Raw genomic sequence first — 21150 nt, 5'->3', positions numbered from 1 at the left:
ATACGGATGCCACTGATTTCGCTATTCGGGATATTCGAATTGCTCAGTGCTCAGCAGGATTCGCATTCGGAGCTATTGGTCACGAAGATCTCCGACTCCCCCACCGTCGAATTACGGATCCCGTTCGCACGACTGCGCAGCACCACATCGTTACGAGTCCATAAATCAGCGAAAGTCTCACTCAATAAACACAATTCGGAGACTGAATCCGCGGAGCAGCTGCTTGTGCTCAAAACGGCCGCCTCGGCGGCAAGGACGGTCTCGACGGACCGGGACCAGTACAGCATCGCAATCGGGTTGGGCGGGTCGACGACGGTCACAAGCCGAACCTTGGAAGCGCGGGACCACTGCCCTATCCGCCCGGCACCAGGATTAGCGGCGATGTCGCGGAAGGGATTCCGAGAAAGGCGGGGACGCCGAATTCTGTCTTGCGCGAACGACTCCGTTCTCCGGTCACACCACCGATCTTGCATCGATGCACCAATCCGTAGCATTGTTGCGATGCATCTCTGATATGTAGCAGACTGTTGCCAGGTCCGCATGCGTGTCACGACCACCGCAGAGAGGATGAGCAGATGGCAAGACAGGACCCCCACGACACACCGTTACGGCGCCATCTCGCGGGCACCGCGACGTCGCGTCCTACTGCCCTCGACGCCTTCCACCAGGCCCGCAGAACCTTCCTCGCCGGTGACCGCGTGGATATGCAGGCGCTGGCTCGGGCGCTTACCGTGGACCGCGCCACCCTGTATCGCTGGGTCGGCTCCCGCGACCAGTTGCTCACCGAGATTCTGTGGTCACTGATCGAACCCACCATCACCCGCTCGCGGAAGGCCCATTGCCACTCCGGATCCCCCGCCGTGCCCGGTCAGTCTCCGGCCGCAGCCGTCATGAGCGACGTCATGCGCGCCGTCATCGCGAATCTGGGCATGCAGCGCTTCATCGACCGCGAGGGCGAGCTGGCCCTGCGCCTGCTGACAACCAAGGCGTCCGGTTTCGAGGCCCGGCTGACCCAGCTGGTCGCCGAGATCGTCCGCGAGGAGACCGCCGCCGGTCGCCTGCAGTCATCGATCCCTTCCGAAGATCTGCCGTATGTGCTGGTCCGCGTCATGGAGTCCTACACCTACCTCGGGCTCATCACCGGCCAGCACCCCGACCCTGATCGTTCCGCCAGGGTCGTCAACGCGCTCCTACCCCGCGGGAAGAACAGCTGTCCAGATGCGGAGTAACCACGACCTTCCGGCTTATTGGACTACATAGCTCGTAGAACAGCAGTCCGAGACCCGCTGCGAAAGTGGCCCTGGAGTCACTGTCCGGAAGTATCGGCGTTCGAAGTCGGCGATCACTTATCGACGGCCGATGACCTCCATGCCGCCTGGCCGGATCTTCCCCTATGCCGCCGATGCGGTTCCGCTGACCCGAGTTTCGGGGAAGCAGTCGTGTCGAATGGCCAACCGATTCTCGAGGCACCTGCGATCGGCCTCGAACTTCCGGCTTTGGTCCAGCAGGCACCGTTGGTGGCAGGCTTCTCGGTCGTCAGGGTCGGGACGTGTCGCTTCCGGCTGCGGCGGGTGGCGGTGGGTAGTCGTCGACGGTCATCGCGTTGTAGACACTGGCGGTTCTGCTGGTGAGGCGAAGGAAGGTGCGAGCGGCTCCGGCTGGGAGGACGGAGAGCAGGCGGGTGGCCTGGACCAGGCCGCGCACCCCGAGGCGGGAGGTGGGGATCAGGGTTTTCGCCGCGCTCGTCGCCACCTGGCGACTGCCTCGCACATGCGGTGCCATCGCGCGCTCGTAGGCGGGGAAGGCGCGCTCGGGGTCGCCGCCCGTCCGCGCCAGCTCGCCGGCCAGGACGTAGGCGCCCACGACCGCGAGCGTGGTGCTACCGCCGACGGCGGGACCGGGACAGTAGCCCGCGTCGCCGACGAGCGTGACCCGGCCCCGTGACCAGGTGTCCATGCGCAGCTGGGTGATGGAATCGAAGTAGAAGGCCGGGGTGTGGTCGAGCGCGTCCAGCCAGCCCGCCACCTCGGCGTCCACACCGTAGAAAGCGTTGCGCAGCAGATCTTTCTGCCGCGATACATCGTGGTGGTGGAAGTCGAGTTCGCGCTCGGTCCGGAACAGGAACAATGCCCGCGCATCGTCGAGATGGCGTGCGCGGTACATCCCGGCGGTGCGCCCGACACCCACATGGATGCGGAGTTCACCGTCGACGCCCGCGGTGCCGGGAAGCGACACCACCGCGAGATAGGCCCCGGTGGAAGCACTGAATCGAGCCTCGTCCCCGAAGACGAGGCGGCGCACGTTGGAGTGCAGCCCGTCCGCACCGACGATCAGGTCGAAGCGGCGCGGCGCGGCGTTCTCGAACTGCACCTCACCGTCGGGAGAGATCGCAGTGATCGAGTCGCCGAACAGGTACTCGACGTCGTCGCACGTTGCCTCGTAGTAGAGCTCGCTCAGATCGTCCCGCATGATCTCGGCGTGCCGATCGGAGGTGGCACTGAAGAGCTTGGCCAGGTCTACCCGGGCGGGCCGCCGCCCCCCTTCCGGGCAGAGCGTCAACCGGCTCGTACCGGTGACCCGCGCCTCGATGCGATCGAGCACGCCCATCTTCTCCGAGATGTCCATCGCGGGCCGGAACAGGTCGACCGCGTGGCCACCGGTCTTGCGCGGAACCGGCGCGCGCTCGACCACCGTGACCGAAAAACCGTGCCTGGTGAGCCAGTACGCCAGCACCGGACCGGCGATACTGGCACCGGAAATGAGAATCCGCATGAGTATGTCTCCTTGAATGCGAATCGGCGGTCAGCGGATGTCCTGCCAGAGCGCACGCTCGTCGCCTGCCGGGTCATCGACAGGACCGATGTCGTCGGTGAGCAGGCCGGTGGTGCGGCCGACGGTGTCGTAGGGCGCCCAGCCGGGTGCCCCGTGCGTGATGAAGTCGACCCAAACCTGGTGGGTCCGGTCGGCGACAGTCTGCGACGGCGCGTCGCCCAGGAGTGGGTGCAGCTGGGGATGGGTGATGGTGTCGAAGACGAAGGGGACCTCGGCACCGTGACACGCGCCCAGTCCGTGGTTGGCCCGCGGCTCGGGATGGTCGAAGCGGTACATCCAGGTCCCGGTTGCTCCTGCGGCGCTCCGGGCCTCGGCAACCCGGATCGCCGGTATGCGGTAGTACCAGTCGGTGATCACGGCAGCGAGGATGTCGCCTGGGCTGCCGTCGGGGCGGTTGGCTCGGTAGACGGCCAGGTCGTTCCCGGCAAAGCCGTATGCACCCGCCATCGTGGCAAGCGCCGGCTCGTCGATGGCGGCGATGGCGCCTGTCGGGACCAGGAACAATCGTCCCTCGTCTCGGTTCGACCCGATCAGTAGCGGAACGTCGACGCCGTGGCCTGCCGTGATCGCGTCGATCGGCATGGCTGACAGGACCGAGCCGTCGAGGGTGGGCGCGAACGGCAGCAGGCTCAGTGCCAGCCGCCCCCACTTGGCTGGGTCGGGCGCTGTCTGCACCTCGGTCACCAGGTCGGATGCGGCCTGCACGAGGGCGTTCATCGAGACGGCTTTGATCGCCTCTCGATCCGGTGGAACCCCGAGCGCCTCGGCGAGGTAGCCGCCGACGGTGTGGGCCTCCTGGCTGGTGAGTGTGTGAGCAGTGGCCCCGCTCTGCGCGATGGCCTGCGCGAACAGGCCCTCCGTCACCGGCATCGACAGCAGCGTCGTCACGCTCATCGCCCCGGCCGACTCGCCCGCGACGGTGACACGCGCCGGATCGCCTCCGAACGCCGCGATATTGTCCTGCACCCAGTGCAGCGCCGCCAACTGATCGAGCAGGCCGAGATTGGCGGTGCCGTCGTCGAGGAACAAATAGCCCTCGGCGCCGAGCCGGTAGTTGACGGTCACGCAGACCACACCATCACGCGCGAAGGCGGTGCCGTCGTATTCGGTGACCGACGAGGACCCGTTCGTGAAGGAGCCGCCGTGCAGCCACATGAGCACCGGTAGCCCTCTCACACCGGGTTCGGGTGTCCATACGTTCAGGTTCAAGCAGTCTGCCCCCGGGATCACCACCTCCGGGAACAGCGGGGCGAACTGCGGCGGATAGTCCCCTTTGGGCGCCGTCGGCCCATACGCCGTCGCGTCCCGCTCACCCTCCCAGGGCTGGACCGGCTGCGGCGGCCGCATCCGGTTCACGCCGAACGGCGGTGCCGCGTAAGGGATTCCGAGAAACGCGTGGATGCCGAATTCGGCCTTGCCACGAACGACTCCGTTCTCGAGTCGCACCACCGAGCGTTGCATCGTGATATCCATCCGTAGCATCGTTGCAATGTATTTCTGATATGTTGCATTCTGTCGTCGGTCGGCATGCGTGTCAAGGCAGCCGTGGTCTCGGTGGGGAAGGTCGTGCTGCTCAGGTGGAGGGGGTCGATCAGACGCGTATGCACTTCGTTCTGGATCGCATGACCGGTGACCTGATGAACGCTGGCGACCAGGCGGCAACTCCGATCAGCGCAGCGATGACCGGAGCGACACAACGCTTCAACCTCATGAGCGTTCTCCTTCATGACTAGACACGATCGCCAGCTGCTACAGATCTGAGATGCTGCGCAAGTAGGCGACAAATTCAGATAATGTTGCAAGTCGCAACATATGGTGTCAACGACTGCTTCGTCCATGACCAGGGCCTGCGTCGAAGTGGATTGAGGGTGGCACCGCTGTGCGGTGCCCCGTGTCTTGTTTCTGAAAGCTGTTGTCTGTGTTGGTAGATGGGTGAGGTCTCCGGTAGCCCGTAGGTCCGACTCAGGAGACGTGGATGCCGGTGAAGGACAACAGGATTTCGGCGGTTCGGGTGGGATCCTCGACCAGGGGTGAGTGGCCTACGCCCGGCATGGTTACCACCGTCGCGCCGGGAACGGTGCGGTATTCAGCGGTGGAGGTGGAGTAGCGCCACCGGCGGTCTTGTTCACCGAAGATCACCAGCAGGGGTTTGCCGAGGGCGGTCAACCGGTCCGGGAGGGCGCGCTGGTTCAGATAGTCGATGGCGGCCGCCATGGTCGCGGTGATGGAGTGGTACGTCATGCCGCGCAGGTCGTCGACGAACTGTTGCGGGACCGGGAAATCATCGGTGGCGAAGGCGCTGCTCGAGGCCTGACGGAGGAAGCCGTCGGTGCGTAGCTGCCACAGCGCTTCGCCGACGACCGGAGTCGTGAGCAGCCGGCTGACGGGACTGTCGGAGGTGTCGTCGGCGAGGCTAGGGCCGGTGCCGATGAGCGCCAGCGCGGTCACCAGGTCGGGCCGTTGTTCGGCGAGCGAGGTGGCGACCGAGCCTCCGGTGGAGTGAGCGATCACGATGGCGTGCCGGATACCGAGCTGTTCCAATACCGCGGCGACCCGGTTGCCCTGCTGTGGGATCGAGTAGCCGTCCCCGTCGGGTTTGGCCGAGCTGCCGTGCCCGAGCAGGTCGAGGCGGATGACGTGGTAGGAGTCGGTCAGCAGCGGTACCAGCTGGTCCCACCAGTGGGTGGACGCGGCGAGCCCGTGGATCAGGACCAGGGTGGGGGCGCCGTCGGGACCGGCCTGGCCGACATGGATGTCCTGACCGTCGACGGTCATTGTCGATTCGCCGGTGGCCGCGACGCTCTGGTGTGCGGTCACCACCGAGTTTCCCAGCAACAGCACCACAATCGCGCCGACGATGGCCGCAGCGACGGGGTGCCTGCGGCGTTTTCCTGAGCGCCGGTGGTCCAGCTGGGTTCGGTACGAATGGCTGTCGGGTTCAGGTGAAATCATCCTCTGACTGTCGCAGCCGGTGGGGACCGGTGGCTTGTACAAATGTTCCCGGGCCTCCAGTGCGCAGACACCACTGCCGCCATCCCACGTCACGACGAGCAGCCCGACGATGATGTAACCGAGTTCGCCGTACGAACCGTCCTGGTCATCCATACTGAGGACGTAAGCCCCCAGCTCAGCCAAGGTTTCACCGGCCGGAAATCAGTGCATGCCTCGACCCACAAGTGGAGGTTGACGTGCGGTTTCGTTCAGATAGTCCTGGTGGCAGGCTTGTCGCGGTCAGTGGCGTGAACACCATTTCCTTCGCGGTGATCGCCACCGATCAGCTCGAACAAGGGTTGCTCGGCTTCGCCATCGAACGGATCGACCCGACGGCAAACGAACGCTTCTTCATGCCCGGTTTCAAGGTCTTCAAATCGGTCATCTCCCAGCCCCAGCCCGGGATACAGGTCAGCACCTTCGACCAACCGATACAAAGTTTCGTATGGGACGACTTCACCGCCAAACCCGATCGCGAATACCAGTACCTATTCCACCCGCTCAAAGGCGCACCGAAAAACCTCGACCGCTCCACGCCACCACTGTCGATCACCGTCCACACCGAGCCACTTTTCAGCAACCTGAGCCACGACGTGTTCTTCAACCGCGGTGTCGCCAGCAGCCAGGCCTACACCCGCCGCTTCGGAACAGCCCCGATCGACGATTTGAAGCCCCCAGCCAAACACGACGAAGCCCTGCGTTGGCTCAGCCGCGACCTGGACGTAGCGCTACTGCGGTTCATCGACCACTGCGACGCGGGTGACCAGCTGCTGTGCTGCTTCTACGAGTTCCGCTACAAACCCGCGGTAACAGCACTGAAAGCGGCCATTGACCGCGGTGTCGACGTCCACATCATCATCGACGCGAAGGTCAACGAATTCACCGACAAGCACGGCGAATTCCATCCCAGCTTCCCCCGCGTCGACAACCTCGACATGATCACCGAAGCCGGCATCCCCACCCAGAACGTGATCCGGCGCGAAGCACGCGCCTCGGTGATCCAGCACAACAAGTTCATGGTCCGGATCACCGCTGCTGCCGGGCCGGTCGAGGTATGGACCGGCTCGACCAACCTCTCCCAAGGCGGCATCTCCGGACAAACCAACGTCGGACACTGGCTGCGCAACCCCGACACCGCCGAACACTACGTCCAATACTGGAACGAGCTGTCGAACGACCCGGGCGGCACCGACTCGGATACGTTGGCCGAGGTCAAACGCAAGAACAAGGCATTCAAGACTGCCGTCGAAGCGGTGTCGCCAGTACCGGCCGATCTGCGCCAGGTTCCCGCCGGTACCACCACGGTGTTCAGTCCACGACTGAAAGACACTGTGCTGCAGTCGTACTCGACGATGCTCGACACCGCGCTGCGGCAGGGCTGCATCACCCTCGCCTTCGGCATCGCAGCATCGTTCAAGGACCTGCTCGAGGACAACACTCCACAGAACGCGCTGATCTTCATGCTCCTCGAGAAACGGGACAAACCAGACCCGAAGAAACCGGAAGCGTTCGTCGCCATCAACGCCTCCAACAATGTCTACAAGGCCTCGGGCTCATTCCTGCGTGATCCCGTCTACCAATGGGCGAAGGAAACCAACGCCGGACTACTCGGGCTCAATGAGCACGTCAGCTACATCCACTCCAAATTCATGCTGATCGACCCCCTCGGCACCGACCCCATCGTCGTGACAGGGTCAGCCAACTTCAGCGAACCCTCCACCACGGAAAACGACGAGAACATGCTCGTCGTCCGCGGTGACACCCGCGTCGCCGACATCTACCTCACCGAATTCAACCGACTGTTCAACCACTACTACTTCCGCAGCGTCGTCGAAAACCTCACCGCGCACGGTGAACCCACCGACACCGCCAGCCTGTTCCTGACCGAGGACCCAACCTGGCAATCGAAATACACACCCGGATCATTCCGTGCGAAACGCCTACAACTCTTCGCCGACATTACGGTCGTTTGACAGCAACCCGGAAACGCGCCAGGTCTCTCGCCTAGATGTCAGGGAGCAGGACGACACGGCTACCGTGGAGCACCCCCGCTCGGCATTAGTTGGTCACGTGGCCATGCCGTGAGTTCGGTTCGCAAACCAGGAGAGTAAATCGCGCCATGGGACTTTATAGGAATAGACTTAGAGAAAATTCGTTCGTTCCTGGGAGCTCGACATGGGAACACACGGATACGTTGGCCCCGTCCTGGCCGCCACCTTGATCGCCTTGGGACCGAACGTAGTTGCGCCCGGCACTGCCGCAGCCGCCGGTCCACAACCGGAGGCCACCTTCGCGGAGATGATCGCCCGCGAAGCCTGGTTCGTGACGTCCGGGCAGGACCCCGCGCAATCCCCGCCCGGTGTGAACGTGCCGTGCACACCGTCGACGACCCACCCGCAACCGGTGGTGCTCGTGCACGGCTTCCCCGCCAATCAGTACAACGCGTTCGCGCACATCGGGCCGAAACTGGCCAATGCCGGGTACTGCGTGTACTCCCTGAATTACGGCGGGACCAACGCCTTCGACGGCGGCATCGACGGAGTGTCGGTGTCCGTACCGCAGGTATCCACCTTCATCGACAGGGTGCGCGCCGAGACCGGCGCCGCCGAGGTCGACCTCGTCGGCCATTCCGGTGGCGCGTTCGTCTCTCTGTCCCTCGCGAAGACCGACCCCGCAGCCGCTGACCAGATCGGCGCACTCGTGGCCTTGGCGCCACCCACGAATGGAATCACCGGCGGAGTGGTCGCCGACGCGACACGGCTCGGGCTACGCGGGCTGGTCGCGGGCATATGCGGGATCTGCGAGGACGTCTCCCCCGGCTCGGCCGCGATGGCCCAGCTGCACGACGGCCCGATCGCCCAGACCGGCATCCGCTATACCACCATCGCGTCGACGCACGACTCAATGGTGTCCCCGCCCTCCACCGCGGCCATAGATGAGCCTGGCGTCACCAACATCGTCGTCCAGGACCAGTGCCCGGACGACCCGGTCGGACACAGCGGCTTGGCCTACGACCCGAGCGTGGACTCGATGATCCTCAACGCGCTGGATCCGGGGCAGCCGGTACCGGTGCAGTGTGGGAGCGGGCCGGAGTTCTGACCGACCGATCAGGCCGATATCGCGCGCGATGCGTCCGAGAAACAGTCCCAGGGCCGAAGGCGGTAGACCTACTGACCGGAGGAGAGCTCCGGGAGAGTGAATGCCTGAGGCGGCAGTTCACTCCACGCCCGGACGATTGCCGCCATCGCTTATCGCCGTGTGCTCGGATTGCCTGCCTCGCGCAGGGCGGTGGGGCATGACCTGGGGATATTTGGGACCTTGTTTCTTGAGTGGTCGTTCAAGTATGGTTGGGGCATGCCCCGCCCTCGCGAGTTCGAACCCGATGTCGTCATCGATGCGGCGATGCGGCGATTCTGGGAGCGGGGGTATCGGGCCACCTCGGTGGAGGAGCTGGTCAAGGCGACCGGGATCAAGCCGGGCAGCCTGTACGGAGCCTTCCCGGGCGGTAAGCACGCGTTGTTCCTGGCGTCGTTGCGCCGGTATTCGGAGCTGATCGTGCCGCAAAAGCTCGGCGCGCTGGACGGTCCGGCCGCATCGCTGGCCGAGGTGCGCGGGTACTTCGACGGTCTGGTGGCGGATCTGCTGTCTCCCGAGGGGCGGCAGGGATGTTTACTGGTCAACACCGCGATCGAGAACTCGGCGACCGACGACGCGGCCGCCGCCGTGGTGCGCGGGCATCTGACCCGGCTGGAGGAGCGCTTCCGGGCCGGGCTGACCACGGCCGCGCGTCGAGGCGAACTGCGAGCCGGCGTGGATCCGACCATGGTCGCCAAGGGTTTGGTCGCGACCTCACAGGGGCTCATGGTGGTCGGTAAGGCCGATCCCGACGAGCGAGCGCTACGAGCCATAGTCGACACCGCCTTCGCCGGCCTCACTCCGTGAGCCGGTATCGGTAGGTGCCCGGCCGCCGCTGTCGGCGGCCTTCTTTCATGCCCAATATTTGAGCAAATATTCAAGAATGGAGTTCGTCATGCAGGCCATCACCATCTCGACCTACGGCGCGCCGGAGGTGCTGACGCACACCGAACTACCCGATCCGATACCCGCGGCGGGTGAAATCCTCATCGCCGTCGAGGCATTCGGCCTCAATCACGCCGAAACCTATATGCGGGCAGGCACCTGGGGCGATGTCGCCGCCGTACCCGGCATCGAGGCGGCTGGCACCGTCTTGTCCGATCCCGACGGCCGGATTCCCGTGGGCGCCAAGGTCATCGCGATCATGGGCGGTATGGGCCGCACCCGCAACGGCAGCTACGCCGAACTGGTCACCGTGCCGGCCGCGAATGTCGTTCCGGTGACCACCACCCTGGATTGGACCGAACTCGCCGCGGTCCCCGAGGTGTACGCAACCGCGTGGACGGCCCTCACCGGCAATCTCGGGCTGCGCTCCGGTGACGTCGTGCTGGTGCGCGGCGCCACCTCGGCGCTGGGGCAGGCGGCGGTGAACCTGGCCGCCGACCTGGGCGCAACGGTGGTCGCCACCACACGTAACCCAGCCCGCACCGCGCTGCTCACCGAGATCGGCGCCGATCATGTGCTGATCGACGACGGCGATCTGACCGGCGCGGTGTACACGGCCGGGCTGCGTGTGGACCGGCTACTCGACGTCGTCGGCAACAGTGTGCTGCGGGACTCGCTCACCGCTGTCCGTGCGGGTGGCCGAGTGTGCCAGATCGGTTTCCTGGGCGGACTGGACCCCGTCGACGCTTTCGCGCCGATCGCCGACCTGCCCAGCGCTGTGCAGTTGTCCTTCTTGGGCAGCTTCCTGCTCGGCACCCCGGAATTCCCGCTGTCGGCGATCCCGTTCGACAACATCCTGACGAAGGTGGCGGCCGGGACCTATCGGGCCCGCCCGGTGCGCACGTTCGGGTTCGGCGATATCGTCACGGCGCATCAGGTGATGGAGGCGGGCAGCGCCGGCGGCAAGATGAGCGTGCGCGTCGCTCACGAGTCGTGACCGCTGGCACTTGGACTGCACCGCCAGATCTTCGACGGCGAGGCTTCGGGCCGCGAACTCGGTGGCACGCAAGGTTCGCCATCTATGAGCGGAGCCGCTGCCGGTGCAGCCGTTTTGCGGGTCCGGGCGTTCACGGACACCGCTGCCCGGCTGGTGCCGCGGCCACAGCCGAGGTGGTCGACTCGGTCTTGGTGTCGTGCTGATCTTTCGTGATTAGCCGACGCCCGGCGACCTGCACTGAGACGATTGGAAGGCTTGGGCAACGATGGTTCGCTTCTCAAAGGAGGCCGCCATGACCGACAATCCGACTTGCCCGCCTTACGTCCCAGGGACGAACTACAAGGGGGGCGAGTTAGTGACGCACAACGGACTCATCTATGAGGTCAAGCCCTTCCCGGTATCCGGATTTGCGGGTATCAGTCCTATGCACTACGAACCCGGCAAAGGCATTCGGTGGAGAGATGCATGGATCCAGCGCTAGACCGTTGTCGGATCGGGTGCGACGCTCCGAGCCACGGCCAGTTCTCGATGACCTCGCCGACATACGCAACTGTGTGCTCGCCATGGCCCGGACGCGCCGCACTTGAAGCGTAGGACGGTTCACCAAGATCCTGACGATCGTTCAGAAGATGGTGGACCAGCCGTGCTGTCACAGCGCTGATCGTGGCAAGCCCTTCGACGCCGTTGGACGAGTCCCGCTCATCCAACATCAAATGGGACTCTGACCAGGATCTGCCCGGTCTGCGGCAGCGAATGTGACGATCGGTCGGCGCTGGTCATGTGTCTGGTTCACTGCGGTGTACTGGGTTTGGTGCAGGTGAATTGCATGACGTCGATGCGGCCACAGCGAGCGTAGTCGGCGCATCCGGTCAGGTACCGGATGTAGGCGTCGTAGGTATCGGGTCCGGCGAGCTCGATGGCGCGGTCGCGGTGCTCGTGCAATGCATCGGCCCAATGGTCGAAGGCGGTGGCGTAGTGCGGTCCCATCGACTGCATGCTGGTCACGGTGAATCCGGCGTCTTCGGCGTATGCGGTGACACCTTTGGGGTCGCGTCCGCTTGGGGGCAGCAGCGGGCCGCGGCTGAAGATGGTGTCGGTGAGGAACCGCGTGAACGTGTCATCGATGCTGGTGTGCTGAATTCCATTAGTACTCAGGTCGTCGCGGTTGTCGCCGACGATGGCCTGCAGCAGCAGCACGCCATCCGCGGGCAGTGTGCGGTAGGCGAATTCGAAGAACTCGCCGTAGCGGTGGCGTAAGGGTTCGAAAGCGCCGATACACACGATCCGGTCTGCGCGGCGGTCGAATTCCTCCCAGCCCTGCAGCCGAACCCCGCCATAGGGGCGCCCTCGGATCACCCGGTCGACCAGCAGATTCCGCACATGCCGGTACTGGTTACGGCTGGGAGTCAGCCCGATCACATTCACACCGTAGGTGTCCATGGCGCGCAACATGGTCGAACCCCAGCCGCAACCGACATCCAACAAGGTCATCCCCGGCCGCAGATCGCACTGGGCCAGAGCGAGGTCGATCTTCGCCAACTGGGCTTGTGCCAAGGTGTCGTCTGGGCGGGGCCAGAACGCGCAACTGTCGGTAAAGGTCGGGTCGAGGAACAGCGCGAAGAATTCATCCGGCAGCTCGGCGCGGGGTCGGACCTCGGCGAAGGTCGGCTTCCCCGATAGGTCGGTGATCTTTGGATGGGCCTTGCTGAGGCTCTGGCGGCTCAAACGTCTTTCTCCTGGTTTTGCTGGGCGAAGCACATCTCCTTGTGCCCATGACATAGCGGAAGCGATAGAATGACGGTCTCAATCTGAGACGCGCCGTCCATTGAGACGGCCGCCACCATGGGTTGAGCAACAAGCACCGAGGTATGAGCAGATGCCGGATCCTCGAGCCGATGTCGCCGTGAGCCTGGAGAAGGCGCGCGAACAATTCCTCACCGTGGGTTCGCTCGATGTCCCGCCGGTGCGCGACACTGTGCTCAATTCGTGGTGCCGATCGCGCGCGCTGCAGATCCATCCCGACCGTGTGGAACTGCCTTATGTGCGGGACCCGAATCTCGACTCCCCACTGGTGAGCGCCGCTGCGCCGGTGCTGCAGCGGCTCGCCAGCGACCTGGCCGACCAGGCTGTCAGCGTCATTCTGACCTCGTCGGATGGACTCTGCCTCGAGCGCTATGCCGACGATGCCACAATCATGCGCACACTCGACGGTGTGCAACTCGCTCCCGGCTACAGCTATGCCGAGGACTTCGTCGGCACCAACGGAATCGGCACCACCCTGGAAACAGCTACCCCGACGTTCATTCGCGGCGGCGAACACTATCTCGGCACCCTGGGCGGGCTCGCGTGTGCGGGCTCGCCCATTCGCCACCCGCTGACGCGCTCGGTGCTGGGCGTCATCGATCTCACCTGCTGGGCCAGCAGATCCGATCCGCTGCTGCTCGCCCTCGCCAACAGCGCGAGCAGCCAGATCCAGGACCGGCTCCGCGCGCTCGCCAGCGAAACCGAGACCGCGCTGCTGGAGACGTATCTGCGCCAATGCCGCCAGTATCCGTTCGGCGTGCTCGCGATCGGTGGCGACGTGGTGCTGATGAACCACTACCTGCGCCAGGCTCTTGACCCGCACGACCAAGGGGCGTTGCTGCAATATTCGACCGACCTGATTCGTCCCGGGGCCGTCGACACCCTCCTGGCCCCGCTGCCGAGCGGCCGGACCGCGAAAGTGACAGCAGTCGAACGTATTTCGATACGTGGCAGCAACTTCAACATGGTCCTGCACGTTCAGCTGGTCATCGACCGCGCCGTGGACCACCCGATCACACAGGGCATGTTCGCATTGCCCGGCATCGCCGGTAAGAGCAGCTCGTGGCGGCGCAGCTGCCAGCAGGTCGAACGCTGCTGCCGGGATCGCGAATGGGTGGTCATCGATGGCGAAGAGGGTTCCGGACGAACAAAACTCGCGAAAACTGTCGTCGCGCACGTCAGCCCCGGCAAGATGGCCCGGGTGCTGCGGACGGCCGACTTCGCCGACACCGAGGGCCTGCTGGCCGCGCTGCGCACCGAAACCAGCAACAGCAATTTCAACGTTGTCATCAAAGATATGGACCACCTGCCGGCCGAGGCCGTCGAGCCGATCGCGGACATACTCCGGACCTGCGCCGGTCGCGGCTGGATCGCGGCAACAATGCATTCGGCCACGCCCTCCACGGCTCTCGATTCGCTGCTGCCACTGTTCAGCCAGACCGTCGCCGTGCCCGCACTCCGCCACCGCATCGAAGACCTCGAAGAGCTGGTCCCCTTCCTGCTGGGCGAGCTGAGCAAGGGCGCCGAAGTGCGGCTTGCCCCGGACGCTATGCGCCAGCTCAACAAGCTGTCGTGGCCAGGCAACGTCGCCCAATTACGCCGGGTGTTAGCCGAAACCATTTCACAGCAACGATCCGGTCTGATCCACGTCGACGATCTGCCACCACAATGCCGTTCCCTGACCCGGCGCAGACTGAGCCGGATCGAGGCACTGCAACGCGACGCGATCGTGCGCAGCCTGCAGGAGAACGGCGGCAACAAGGCCGAAGCCGCCGCGGCACTAGGGATGTCGCGGGCGACCATCTACCGCAGGATCAAGGACTTCGGCATCGAGTAGGCATAGTCGCCCCGGATCGCGTCGACACCTGACAGCTATCAATCAGTTGAACCAATATCCGCACCGCCGGCCATCGCCGAACACCGCCCGTTGGATCCGGTGACATGCCTGTGCCGTTGAGCTCGGCGAGGTAGGAGCCGGGCTCCGGGATGAGGTCTTTGCCGCAGCGCAGAACGCGGGCACGGCCGCCGCCGTTGTCGGAGCGCACCGGTCGAGTTATGTGCACCCCAGAGTCGCACAGCAATCATTCCGCTACATCGCGCATTTAAATTGTCCAGATATGCCATCTGTCGGCGCAGGTCAGAACTTGAAATCACCGGTCTTACTCATGTGTAAGCGCAATCGAGCGCGCAGCACAGGTATCCAACAGATTTGTTGCGAATCAATTTTCGAAGGAGCATTTGGTGCATATCTACTTCATTTTCGATGCAAATTCGTGTACGAGTGATCTGCACTCGACAAAATACGGACAGCTCCATCAATCGGTCGCGCCAATTGTCGGACAGTGTGCAATCGGCTTCGATAGCCACAGTCAACCCGAGGTATAGGTGTTTCCAACCCGGGGGATGATGATCTGCTGCGCGCTCGGCGAGGAGAGTTGGTGATGTTCACATGCGGGAAGCCTTCAACGGACGAGGCTGTCCCGAAAGCACTTAGGTGAAGGAAGATCATGAACAAGAACTCGATTCGCGCAGCCGTGGCAGCTGCAGCGCTCGCACCAATGATCGCCCTCGGTTCCGGCGTTGCTACGTCGGCCCCGACCGAACAACCTGCCCCCGTCCAGGTGGCGCCCGCCTCCGAACAAGTACCCGTGCAGGTCGAACCTGCCGTGTTGTGGTGGAACCCGCTCCTATGGTGGGTCTGCTTCGTCCCGCCGATCTTCCCCCTCGGTACGGGCATCTGTCTTGCATGACGACAGCTTCGCGACAACCTCGCACGTCACACACCAGATCGCGTTGTGACCGGTCAACGCTCCGACCAGACGCCACGCCAAAAAGAACCCACAGCGACGGGGCGCCATGCCGATGGGCCTCGCCAGCAGACATCTCGACGCTGTTCGCGCCGCACCGAAAGGTCCCGGCTCCAGCGATTGGATTGGATATGTTCAGGAAACTTGCGGGAGCTGCGGCTGCACTCGCAGCAGGCGCAACGCTGGTCGGGGTGCAGGTAGGCACTGCGCATGCCACAGATCCGTCGGTGCTGGGCGGTGGCTCCGGCATCATCGTCAACGACGAGGGCATATGCACGCTCACCACGATTGGGCACGATGCCGCAGGCCGACTGGTCGGCCTGACCGCAGCTCACTGCGGTGAGCCGGGTACCACGGTCGTTGCCGAGCCCAACCGTGAGGCCGGTGTCGTCGGCACCTTCGCCTACACGAACAGCGATATGGATTACGCCGTCATTGTGTTCGATCCGGGAAAGGTCGTACCCGTGAACCGCGTGGGTAATACGACGATTACCGGGTTGGGCGGTCCGGTGCAGTTTCCGGATATCGCTTGCAAGCAGGGCTACACCACGGGCCAGACCTGCGGCCTGGGCTACGGAGATGTGTTCCAGTCCACCAACTGGGCCTGGACACAGATATGTGTCCTTCCCGGTGACTCCGGCGGGCCGATCGTGGTCGGAACGACGCTGGTCGGCATGGTCAACGGGTACCTCACCGTGCCGTGCCTCGGACCGATGCTCGGCGGAAACATGGCCGCCATCATCGAAGACATCAACGCGCGCGGTGACACCGGAGCGGGCTTCCACCCGATCTAGCTGCACACCGAATCGACCGAGAGGAGTAGGCGCTCGGCACCGATGCAATGGGGCCGCGAACCAGCATCACCGCATTCTTCCGCCGGAGTTCAACCAATCGCGGTTGGTGATCACGCCGCTCTCGATGGCGCGTTCAACCAGAAACACGCGTTTCTGATTCTGTGGCAAGGCTTCGACGTCGAATATTTTGAACAGTGCTCGCAGGTGCGTCTTAACCGTGGCGACGCTCAGGTGCAACTCGCGTGCGATCTGCCAGTTCGACGCTGGGTAGGTGAACGTGGTGTGAGCGTCGTGGGGGCGACACAGTGCCTCCAGAATCAGATACTGGGCGTCGGTCAGCGCATCCCGGGTCGGCAGGCTGACCTGAACAATCGTTTTTTCATCCTCGGATGGGGGGCCGTCCGTGAAGACGAACACCGATTCGCCGAAGCGAATCGAATCGCCGGACTCGAGCTTCCGAAAACCGCCGATACGCTCGCCGTTGACGAAAGTCCCATTTGTCGAAAGCCCATTGTCGATGACGACCCAGCAGCCACCCGCGCGCTCGATGATGGCGTGCAGACGCGATACGGTCGCGTCGTCTGTCACGGTTATGTCGGCTGCCTCGGACCGCCCGATCGTCACACTGGACGCGCCGTGATCGAGTGGAATCTCGCGCCAACTTCCGCCGATCCGGTGGGACAGAGTGGCGCCACTGGCTGACTGCCGCCGCACAACCTCGCCTGTTGCTGAGCGCGATCCGTTACGCAGCGTCTGTCGTCCGTCTGGCGTGGACATTATGTATCGTTCCCAATCCGAAGTACTTCATGCCTCGGCTACCAATCCCTATAACACAGAATGCGCTATCTCTCCGCTAATTGCACGACAAGTCAACTGCTTCAGCGCGGAACAGGGGTCTATGCGTGCCTCGGGTCCCATTTCCGCGCCTCGTCCGGATCGCGGGTGCGATAACCGGATGTCAGCTCGACTGTTCGGTCTCGACTGCGGACCCAAGAAGAACGCCAGTCGCAGCAGATCGTCGGCCACGTCGACTCGAGAATCACGCAGCCTACGTGCGCCCCGGCTCAGCGACACGATGGCGACCTTGTCAGCGCACCTACAGCCCCGCGTCACCATCAACTACGCGCCGTCGGCGACGAACCATGCAGACATCCCGGTCGAAGCGATCGCGTGCGGACCACAAACCATCCCGTCAGTCGCGGAGTACAGAACGAAGAAACTGCGCCTGACCTGGTTGGGATCGTCATAGACGATTGTGCCCGGGCTATCGCGGATCCAGCCGACGCCATGGTTGTCCAAGATGGCCAGATACCCCCGAGGCGCGCGATCATCTGACCAGCAGAGGATTTGAACCAGGTAGCAGCATCCGGGTGACGTTTCCGGTCGTGAACAGACGGATCGATACGCCCCGAATCAATCAGATCGGCCTCATACCAAGCATTTTCACGACAGCGGAACCGCTCTTGCTCCGCACTGAGCCGCCCTGCGGTTGACCGGCGTGGTCGCCGGGTCCCCTTTGCGGCAAGTGTTTTCGATGCTGCCCGCCGTGCCCGAGTATTGGCGTTGCACGCCAGCGGATTTCACACCCTTGTTCAGGAAACCCGTGTCGTCGGCGACGACGACTGCGGCTGGGTTGCCGAGATGCTCTACCGCGCAGCCTCGCACGTCCTCACGGACGCCGTCTGCGTCCCAGTCGGCCTTGCGCAGCGGCCGCTGCATCCTGTGCGGACTGACCTCACCAGCACGCTCGGCCTGCGTCCACCCGTTCTTACACTCCAGCCCGGACAGCAGGCCCTCCACGTACTCCCGCACCCGTGCCCGCGGTTCGGACCAGGGGAACCGGCCACCGACCGGGACAATCAACGAATCCAACTCGGCCACAATGCGATCCAACACCACAAGTCAGATCTACCAGCACGGACTCAGCCGAGTGCCGTTGCAACACAAAGCCCCAACCTTGATCAACTTCTACGCGCCCGGGAAGCGCTTGATCGGCTCGACCACGTTCCGGGCGAGCTTGCCCTCCCTGGCCGCCATCGCGAGCGCGGCCCGGAGCCGACAGGCTCGATCAGCCGATCGGTGGTGCGAGGTATTCCAGCGCATAACCATCGCCGGAGGGGGTTACGCGGGCGATGCCGGGTGAGTCGAGGTGGGCGCCGGCTACGAAGTGGTGTGGTCGGGTCAGTTTTTCGAGGAGGGCCGCTCGCGCGGCGCGGGCCTGGGACTGGTTGCCGTCGAGCTCCCAGGACACGTTCGGCTGATCGAATTGCAGCGTGGGAACGTGCACGGTGTCGCCCCAGACGAGAAGGTGGCCGGTGCGGCTCCTGATGTCGTAGACGGTGTGACCAGGTGTGTGGCCCGGTGTCGGGATCGCGGTGGTCCAGTCGTTGATCGCGACCTTCTCCGACACGGGTACAACCCGGTCGCGGATCGGCTCGAGCCGCCCCGTGAACACCGAGGTGTCGCCCGCGCCGATCCACACGCGCTCGAGTTCGGTGAACGCCGCTGAACCGTCCGGCGCGATCAGGCCGCTCACGTGGTCTTCGTGCTCGGACCTGATCGGTGGGGCAGCTGCTGCCGCGTCTGGTGTGGCCGTTGTCATGCGCAAGAACGATCGCCCCGTTTTCCGTGACCCGGAAACCGGCTTCGAACGGCACATGGTGTCAGCGGCCCCGGGCGCGGGAGGAGCCGAGATGGTCGTCCACTACCTCCCCGCACAGGTCTCTACCGGGCTGCTGCCCGCGTATCCGCCGGGTACCGAGAAACAACTCGTGGTGCTCGAAGGCACCCTCACCGTCGCGATCGGCGGGATCAGCGAGACCCTGAACACAGGCGACTCCCTGTTCTTCCAGGCCGACGCGGACCACGGCTTCGCCAACCGAACGAACGCTCCCTGCGAATACATCATGGTCATCTCGCGCAGAACCTGATCGGCCGCAGCCGCTGTCCGACAAAAGATCGCAGTGCTTCAGCACCTCCAGTGCGCAGCGACTACACTCCTGCGATAGGCGGGATCCGGATTGTTCTCGACGACAGCTACGAATGTTGTTGCGGAAGGCGTGATTCGGTAGAGCCCTGGGCTAGGGTGTGGTAGTCGTACAGCGTGGATGGCACTCCATTCGGGCGGTACCAGCTCCTCGAGTTACTCGGTGCGGGTGGGATGGGTCAGGTCTATCGGGCCTACGACACCGGGACCGATCGCGTGGTAGCGCTCAAGGTGCTGTCGCAACATCTGGCGCACGACCCGAAATATCGCGAGCGATTCCGGCGCGAGGCGCACGCCGCGGCGAGGTTGAACGAACCGCACGTCATCCCGATCCACGACTACGGCGAGATCGACGGGCGCCTGTATTTGGATATGAGGTTGGTCGAGGGTCACGATATCGCCGCCCTGCTCGCTGCGGGGCCGATAGCGAAAGACACTGCGGTGACATACATTCGGCAGATCGGTTCAGCCTTGGATGCAGCGCATCGGGCCGGGCTCGTGCACCGCGATGTGAAGCCTTCGAACATCCTGATCACCGCAGGTGATTTCGCGTATCTCATCGATTTCGGTATTGCCGTCGTCAGCGGCGAATCCAGCTTGACCACCACGGGTGCGGCGATCGGCAGTTTCGCCTACACGGCACCGGAACGACTCCAGCACGGCACCTGCGATGCCCGCTCGGATGTGTATTCCCTGGCTTGTGTTCTGTACCAATGCTTGACAGGCTCCCAGCCGTTCCCTGGTGAGAGTGTCGAACAGCAGATCACTGCACATCTGCATGCGCCACCGCCACGACCGTCCGCATCGACGACGGTTCCTTCCGCATTCGATGCGGTCATCGCGCGAGGGATGGCGAAATATCCCGACGACCGTTATCGCACAGCCGGGGACCTGGCCGCGGCGGCACGAGCCGCGCTCGACGCGGCACCCACATCCACACCGGACCCATCCAGGCTGGCCACCACACGGATCAATCCGACCGCACAACCACAAACCCGCAACCGGCCCGGATTGACGTGGATCGTCGTCCTCGCGGTCCTAGCGGCCATTGCCTGGTGGGTGATCAGTGCTCGCACACATCGGGAATCACCACCTGCAAACCCGACGTCGGTCACCTGCGTGACGACGAATCCGACACCGGCGAACAATCCTGGAGTCCCAACAGCACCCCCGTTGGGCGCGCACTCCGATACCTGTCCGCGCTGACGATCGAGCGCTTCCAATCGACAAGCGAGCTCGCCGATCCGGCGGCAGATGAGTGCGTTGGGCGTGGGCTGCGTCCTCGCGACACCCACCCAGCATGCCTTCTGGTTCGAGTGCAGCGCCGAACTCGGTGCCCGCCAGTGCCGCGGTCCGGGCCGTTGACACCATCGGGGCCGCCACATTCGGCGGTCCCGATCGCGAACGTCAAAACCACACTGCCGCTTGACAGTTAGCGGAATCGGAGGTCTGTCCGATTCCGTGAGCGCAGCGAGCGGGAAGATGCGAACATTCACATCCCGGTGGAACGGCGGTCGCGTTCGTACCCGAGGACGTCGGCGGCAACCCCAGCGACGAATTGGGCCACCGCGGCGATGGCCTCGGCGAACCCTGGATCAGCACAATCGATTTGGACCATGTCGAGTCTCTGGCCGACACCTGACCACGCCTGCTTCGTGGTCATCGCCTACCGCCCAACCGTCACGGATGCACCGACATTGGATACCCTGACCGGCAAGGGCTGGATGCAGACCAGAGCGTTTCAGGCACGCATGGCACCGCTGAACCCCCCGCCAACGTGATCTATGACTTCCCCGAATTCGGAACTCACAGCTGGAAGACTTGGCAGGAAGAGGTACACCGCACGCTCGCAGTCCTCTTCGACTCCATCGGATGAGCGCCCGCAACCGCACAGCGAACAGTGAAGGCGCCTGTCGATTC

18 protein-coding genes and 1 pseudogene are annotated in these 21150 nt (G+C 64.0%); 10 read left to right on the top strand and 9 right to left on the bottom strand.

Annotated features, from left to right (window positions below):
• Positions 1 to 50: 50 nt before the first annotated feature.
• On the bottom strand, positions 51 to 320 hold the full coding sequence (locus ACQP2D_RS20620) for a hypothetical protein (RefSeq protein ID WP_433685346.1): 270 nt from the start codon (positions 318 to 320) through the stop codon (positions 51 to 53).
• Between the two features lie 255 nt (positions 321 to 575).
• On the opposite strand from ACQP2D_RS20620, the gene ACQP2D_RS20615 reads away from it, so the two are divergent.
• Positions 576 to 1229, top strand: coding sequence for a QsdR family transcriptional regulator (locus tag ACQP2D_RS20615; protein ID WP_433685345.1), 654 nt, complete (start codon positions 576 to 578; stop codon positions 1227 to 1229).
• Positions 1230 to 1536: 307 nt separating this feature from the next.
• On the opposite strand, the gene ACQP2D_RS20610 is transcribed toward ACQP2D_RS20615, so the two are convergent.
• From ACQP2D_RS20610 to ACQP2D_RS20600, 3 genes are all read right to left on the bottom strand, one after another.
• The gene (locus ACQP2D_RS20610; protein ID WP_433685344.1) at positions 1537 to 2772 is read right to left on the bottom strand and encodes an FAD-dependent monooxygenase; all 1236 of its coding nucleotides are present in this window, start codon (positions 2770 to 2772) and stop codon (positions 1537 to 1539) included.
• Between the two features lie 30 nt (positions 2773 to 2802).
• Positions 2803 to 4305, bottom strand: a complete 1503-nt coding sequence (locus tag ACQP2D_RS20605; RefSeq protein WP_433685343.1) for a carboxylesterase/lipase family protein — start codon at positions 4303 to 4305, stop codon at positions 2803 to 2805.
• A gap of 489 nt (positions 4306 to 4794) precedes the next feature.
• Positions 4795 to 5937, bottom strand: coding sequence for an alpha/beta fold hydrolase (locus ACQP2D_RS20600; RefSeq protein WP_433685342.1), 1143 nt, complete (start codon positions 5935 to 5937; stop codon positions 4795 to 4797).
• Positions 5938 to 6071: 134 nt separating this feature from the next.
• On the opposite strand from ACQP2D_RS20600, the gene ACQP2D_RS20595 reads away from it, so the two are divergent.
• From ACQP2D_RS20595 to ACQP2D_RS20580, 4 genes are all read left to right on the top strand, one after another.
• Positions 6072 to 7796 (top strand): phospholipase D-like domain-containing protein, encoded by a 1725-nt coding sequence (locus tag ACQP2D_RS20595; protein ID WP_433685341.1) that lies wholly within the window; start codon positions 6072 to 6074, stop codon positions 7794 to 7796.
• 202 nt (positions 7797 to 7998) lie between these two features.
• Positions 7999 to 8922, top strand: a complete 924-nt coding sequence (locus ACQP2D_RS20590) for an esterase/lipase family protein (RefSeq protein WP_433685340.1) — start codon at positions 7999 to 8001, stop codon at positions 8920 to 8922.
• A 255-nt stretch (positions 8923 to 9177) separates the two neighbouring features.
• Complete coding sequence (locus ACQP2D_RS20585; protein ID WP_433685339.1) at positions 9178 to 9765, top strand: TetR/AcrR family transcriptional regulator; 588 nt, start codon at positions 9178 to 9180, stop codon at positions 9763 to 9765.
• Between the two features lie 88 nt (positions 9766 to 9853).
• Positions 9854 to 10840, top strand: a complete 987-nt coding sequence (locus ACQP2D_RS20580; RefSeq protein WP_433685338.1) for a zinc-binding dehydrogenase — start codon at positions 9854 to 9856, stop codon at positions 10838 to 10840.
• Positions 10841 to 11629: 789 nt separating this feature from the next.
• On the opposite strand, the gene ACQP2D_RS20575 is transcribed toward ACQP2D_RS20580, so the two are convergent.
• On the bottom strand, positions 11630 to 12565 hold the full coding sequence (locus ACQP2D_RS20575) for a class I SAM-dependent methyltransferase (protein ID WP_433685337.1): 936 nt from the start codon (positions 12563 to 12565) through the stop codon (positions 11630 to 11632).
• A 151-nt stretch (positions 12566 to 12716) separates the two neighbouring features.
• Between ACQP2D_RS20575 and ACQP2D_RS20570 the strand changes: the two genes are divergently transcribed.
• Both ACQP2D_RS20570 and ACQP2D_RS20565 read left to right on the top strand, forming a co-directional pair.
• Positions 12717 to 14480, top strand: coding sequence for a sigma-54-dependent Fis family transcriptional regulator (locus ACQP2D_RS20570; RefSeq protein ID WP_433685336.1), 1764 nt, complete (start codon positions 12717 to 12719; stop codon positions 14478 to 14480).
• Between the two features lie 1101 nt (positions 14481 to 15581).
• Positions 15582 to 16244, top strand: a complete 663-nt coding sequence (locus ACQP2D_RS20565) for a S1 family peptidase (RefSeq protein ID WP_433685335.1) — start codon at positions 15582 to 15584, stop codon at positions 16242 to 16244.
• 66 nt (positions 16245 to 16310) lie between these two features.
• Here the strand turns inward: ACQP2D_RS20565 and ACQP2D_RS20560 are convergent, their stop codons facing one another.
• From ACQP2D_RS20560 to ACQP2D_RS20550, 3 genes and pseudogenes are all read right to left on the bottom strand, one after another.
• Positions 16311 to 17021 (bottom strand): FHA domain-containing protein, encoded by a 711-nt coding sequence (locus ACQP2D_RS20560; protein WP_433685334.1) that lies wholly within the window; start codon positions 17019 to 17021, stop codon positions 16311 to 16313.
• 735 nt (positions 17022 to 17756) lie between these two features.
• Positions 17757 to 18143, bottom strand: a pseudogene (locus ACQP2D_RS20555) (transposase); the annotation flags it as partial.
• A gap of 169 nt (positions 18144 to 18312) precedes the next feature.
• Positions 18313 to 18780, bottom strand: a complete 468-nt coding sequence (locus tag ACQP2D_RS20550) for a hypothetical protein (protein WP_433685333.1) — start codon at positions 18778 to 18780, stop codon at positions 18313 to 18315.
• Positions 18781 to 18937: 157 nt separating this feature from the next.
• Between ACQP2D_RS20550 and ACQP2D_RS20545 the strand changes: the two genes are divergently transcribed.
• Entirely contained in the window at positions 18938 to 19174 is a 237-nt protein-coding gene (locus ACQP2D_RS20545; protein ID WP_433685331.1) for a cupin domain-containing protein, read from the top strand.
• 173 nt (positions 19175 to 19347) lie between these two features.
• On the top strand, positions 19348 to 20436 hold the full coding sequence (locus ACQP2D_RS20540) for a serine/threonine-protein kinase (protein WP_433685330.1): 1089 nt from the start codon (positions 19348 to 19350) through the stop codon (positions 20434 to 20436).
• 286 nt (positions 20437 to 20722) lie between these two features.
• Here ACQP2D_RS20540 and ACQP2D_RS20535 read toward each other — a convergent pair whose 3' ends face one another.
• Positions 20723 to 20848: a hypothetical protein gene (locus ACQP2D_RS20535; RefSeq protein WP_433685329.1), complete on the bottom strand. Its 126-nt coding sequence runs from the start codon at positions 20846 to 20848 to the stop codon at positions 20723 to 20725.
• Between ACQP2D_RS20535 and ACQP2D_RS20530 the strand changes: the two genes are divergently transcribed.
• Positions 20847 to 21011 carry a hypothetical protein gene (locus ACQP2D_RS20530; protein ID WP_433685328.1) on the top strand — a complete coding sequence of 55 codons (165 nt, stop codon included), beginning with the start codon at positions 20847 to 20849 and terminating at the stop codon, positions 21009 to 21011. The genes ACQP2D_RS20535 and ACQP2D_RS20530 overlap by 2 nt on opposite strands.
• The last annotated feature ends 139 nt before the right edge of the window (positions 21012 to 21150 follow it).

The sequence above is a fragment of the Nocardia sp. CA-119907 genome (genome assembly GCF_050955995.1).
In the GTDB taxonomy this organism is placed as follows: Bacteria; Actinomycetota; Actinomycetes; order Mycobacteriales; family Mycobacteriaceae; genus Nocardia.
Note: the sequence above shows the minus strand (reverse complement) of the source record. Positions and strands in the feature narration are given on the sequence as shown.

Excerpts from the sequence above, each read along its gene's own strand:
- ACQP2D_RS20580 (WP_433685338.1), top strand. The coding sequence starts at position 9,854 with ATGCAGGCCATCACCATCTCGACCTACGGCGCGCCGGAGGTGCTGACG.
- ACQP2D_RS20560 (WP_433685334.1), bottom strand. The coding sequence starts at position 17,021 with ATGTCCACGCCAGACGGACGACAGACGCTGCGTAACGGATCGCGCTCA.
- ACQP2D_RS20545 (WP_433685331.1), top strand. The coding sequence starts at position 18,938 with ATGGTCGTCCACTACCTCCCCGCACAGGTCTCTACCGGGCTGCTGCCC.
- ACQP2D_RS20590 (WP_433685340.1), top strand. The coding sequence starts at position 7,999 with ATGGGAACACACGGATACGTTGGCCCCGTCCTGGCCGCCACCTTGATC.
- ACQP2D_RS20610 (WP_433685344.1), bottom strand. The coding sequence starts at position 2,772 with ATGCGGATTCTCATTTCCGGTGCCAGTATCGCCGGTCCGGTGCTGGCG.
- ACQP2D_RS20535 (WP_433685329.1), bottom strand. The coding sequence starts at position 20,848 with ATGGTCCAAATCGATTGTGCTGATCCAGGGTTCGCCGAGGCCATCGCC.
- ACQP2D_RS20615 (WP_433685345.1), top strand. The coding sequence starts at position 576 with ATGGCAAGACAGGACCCCCACGACACACCGTTACGGCGCCATCTCGCG.
- ACQP2D_RS20565 (WP_433685335.1), top strand. The coding sequence starts at position 15,582 with ATGTTCAGGAAACTTGCGGGAGCTGCGGCTGCACTCGCAGCAGGCGCA.
- ACQP2D_RS20530 (WP_433685328.1), top strand. The coding sequence starts at position 20,847 with ATGTCGAGTCTCTGGCCGACACCTGACCACGCCTGCTTCGTGGTCATC.
- ACQP2D_RS20570 (WP_433685336.1), top strand. The coding sequence starts at position 12,717 with ATGCCGGATCCTCGAGCCGATGTCGCCGTGAGCCTGGAGAAGGCGCGC.
- ACQP2D_RS20585 (WP_433685339.1), top strand. The coding sequence starts at position 9,178 with ATGCCCCGCCCTCGCGAGTTCGAACCCGATGTCGTCATCGATGCGGCG.
- ACQP2D_RS20600 (WP_433685342.1), bottom strand. The coding sequence starts at position 5,937 with ATGGATGACCAGGACGGTTCGTACGGCGAACTCGGTTACATCATCGTC.
- ACQP2D_RS20605 (WP_433685343.1), bottom strand. The coding sequence starts at position 4,305 with ATGGATATCACGATGCAACGCTCGGTGGTGCGACTCGAGAACGGAGTC.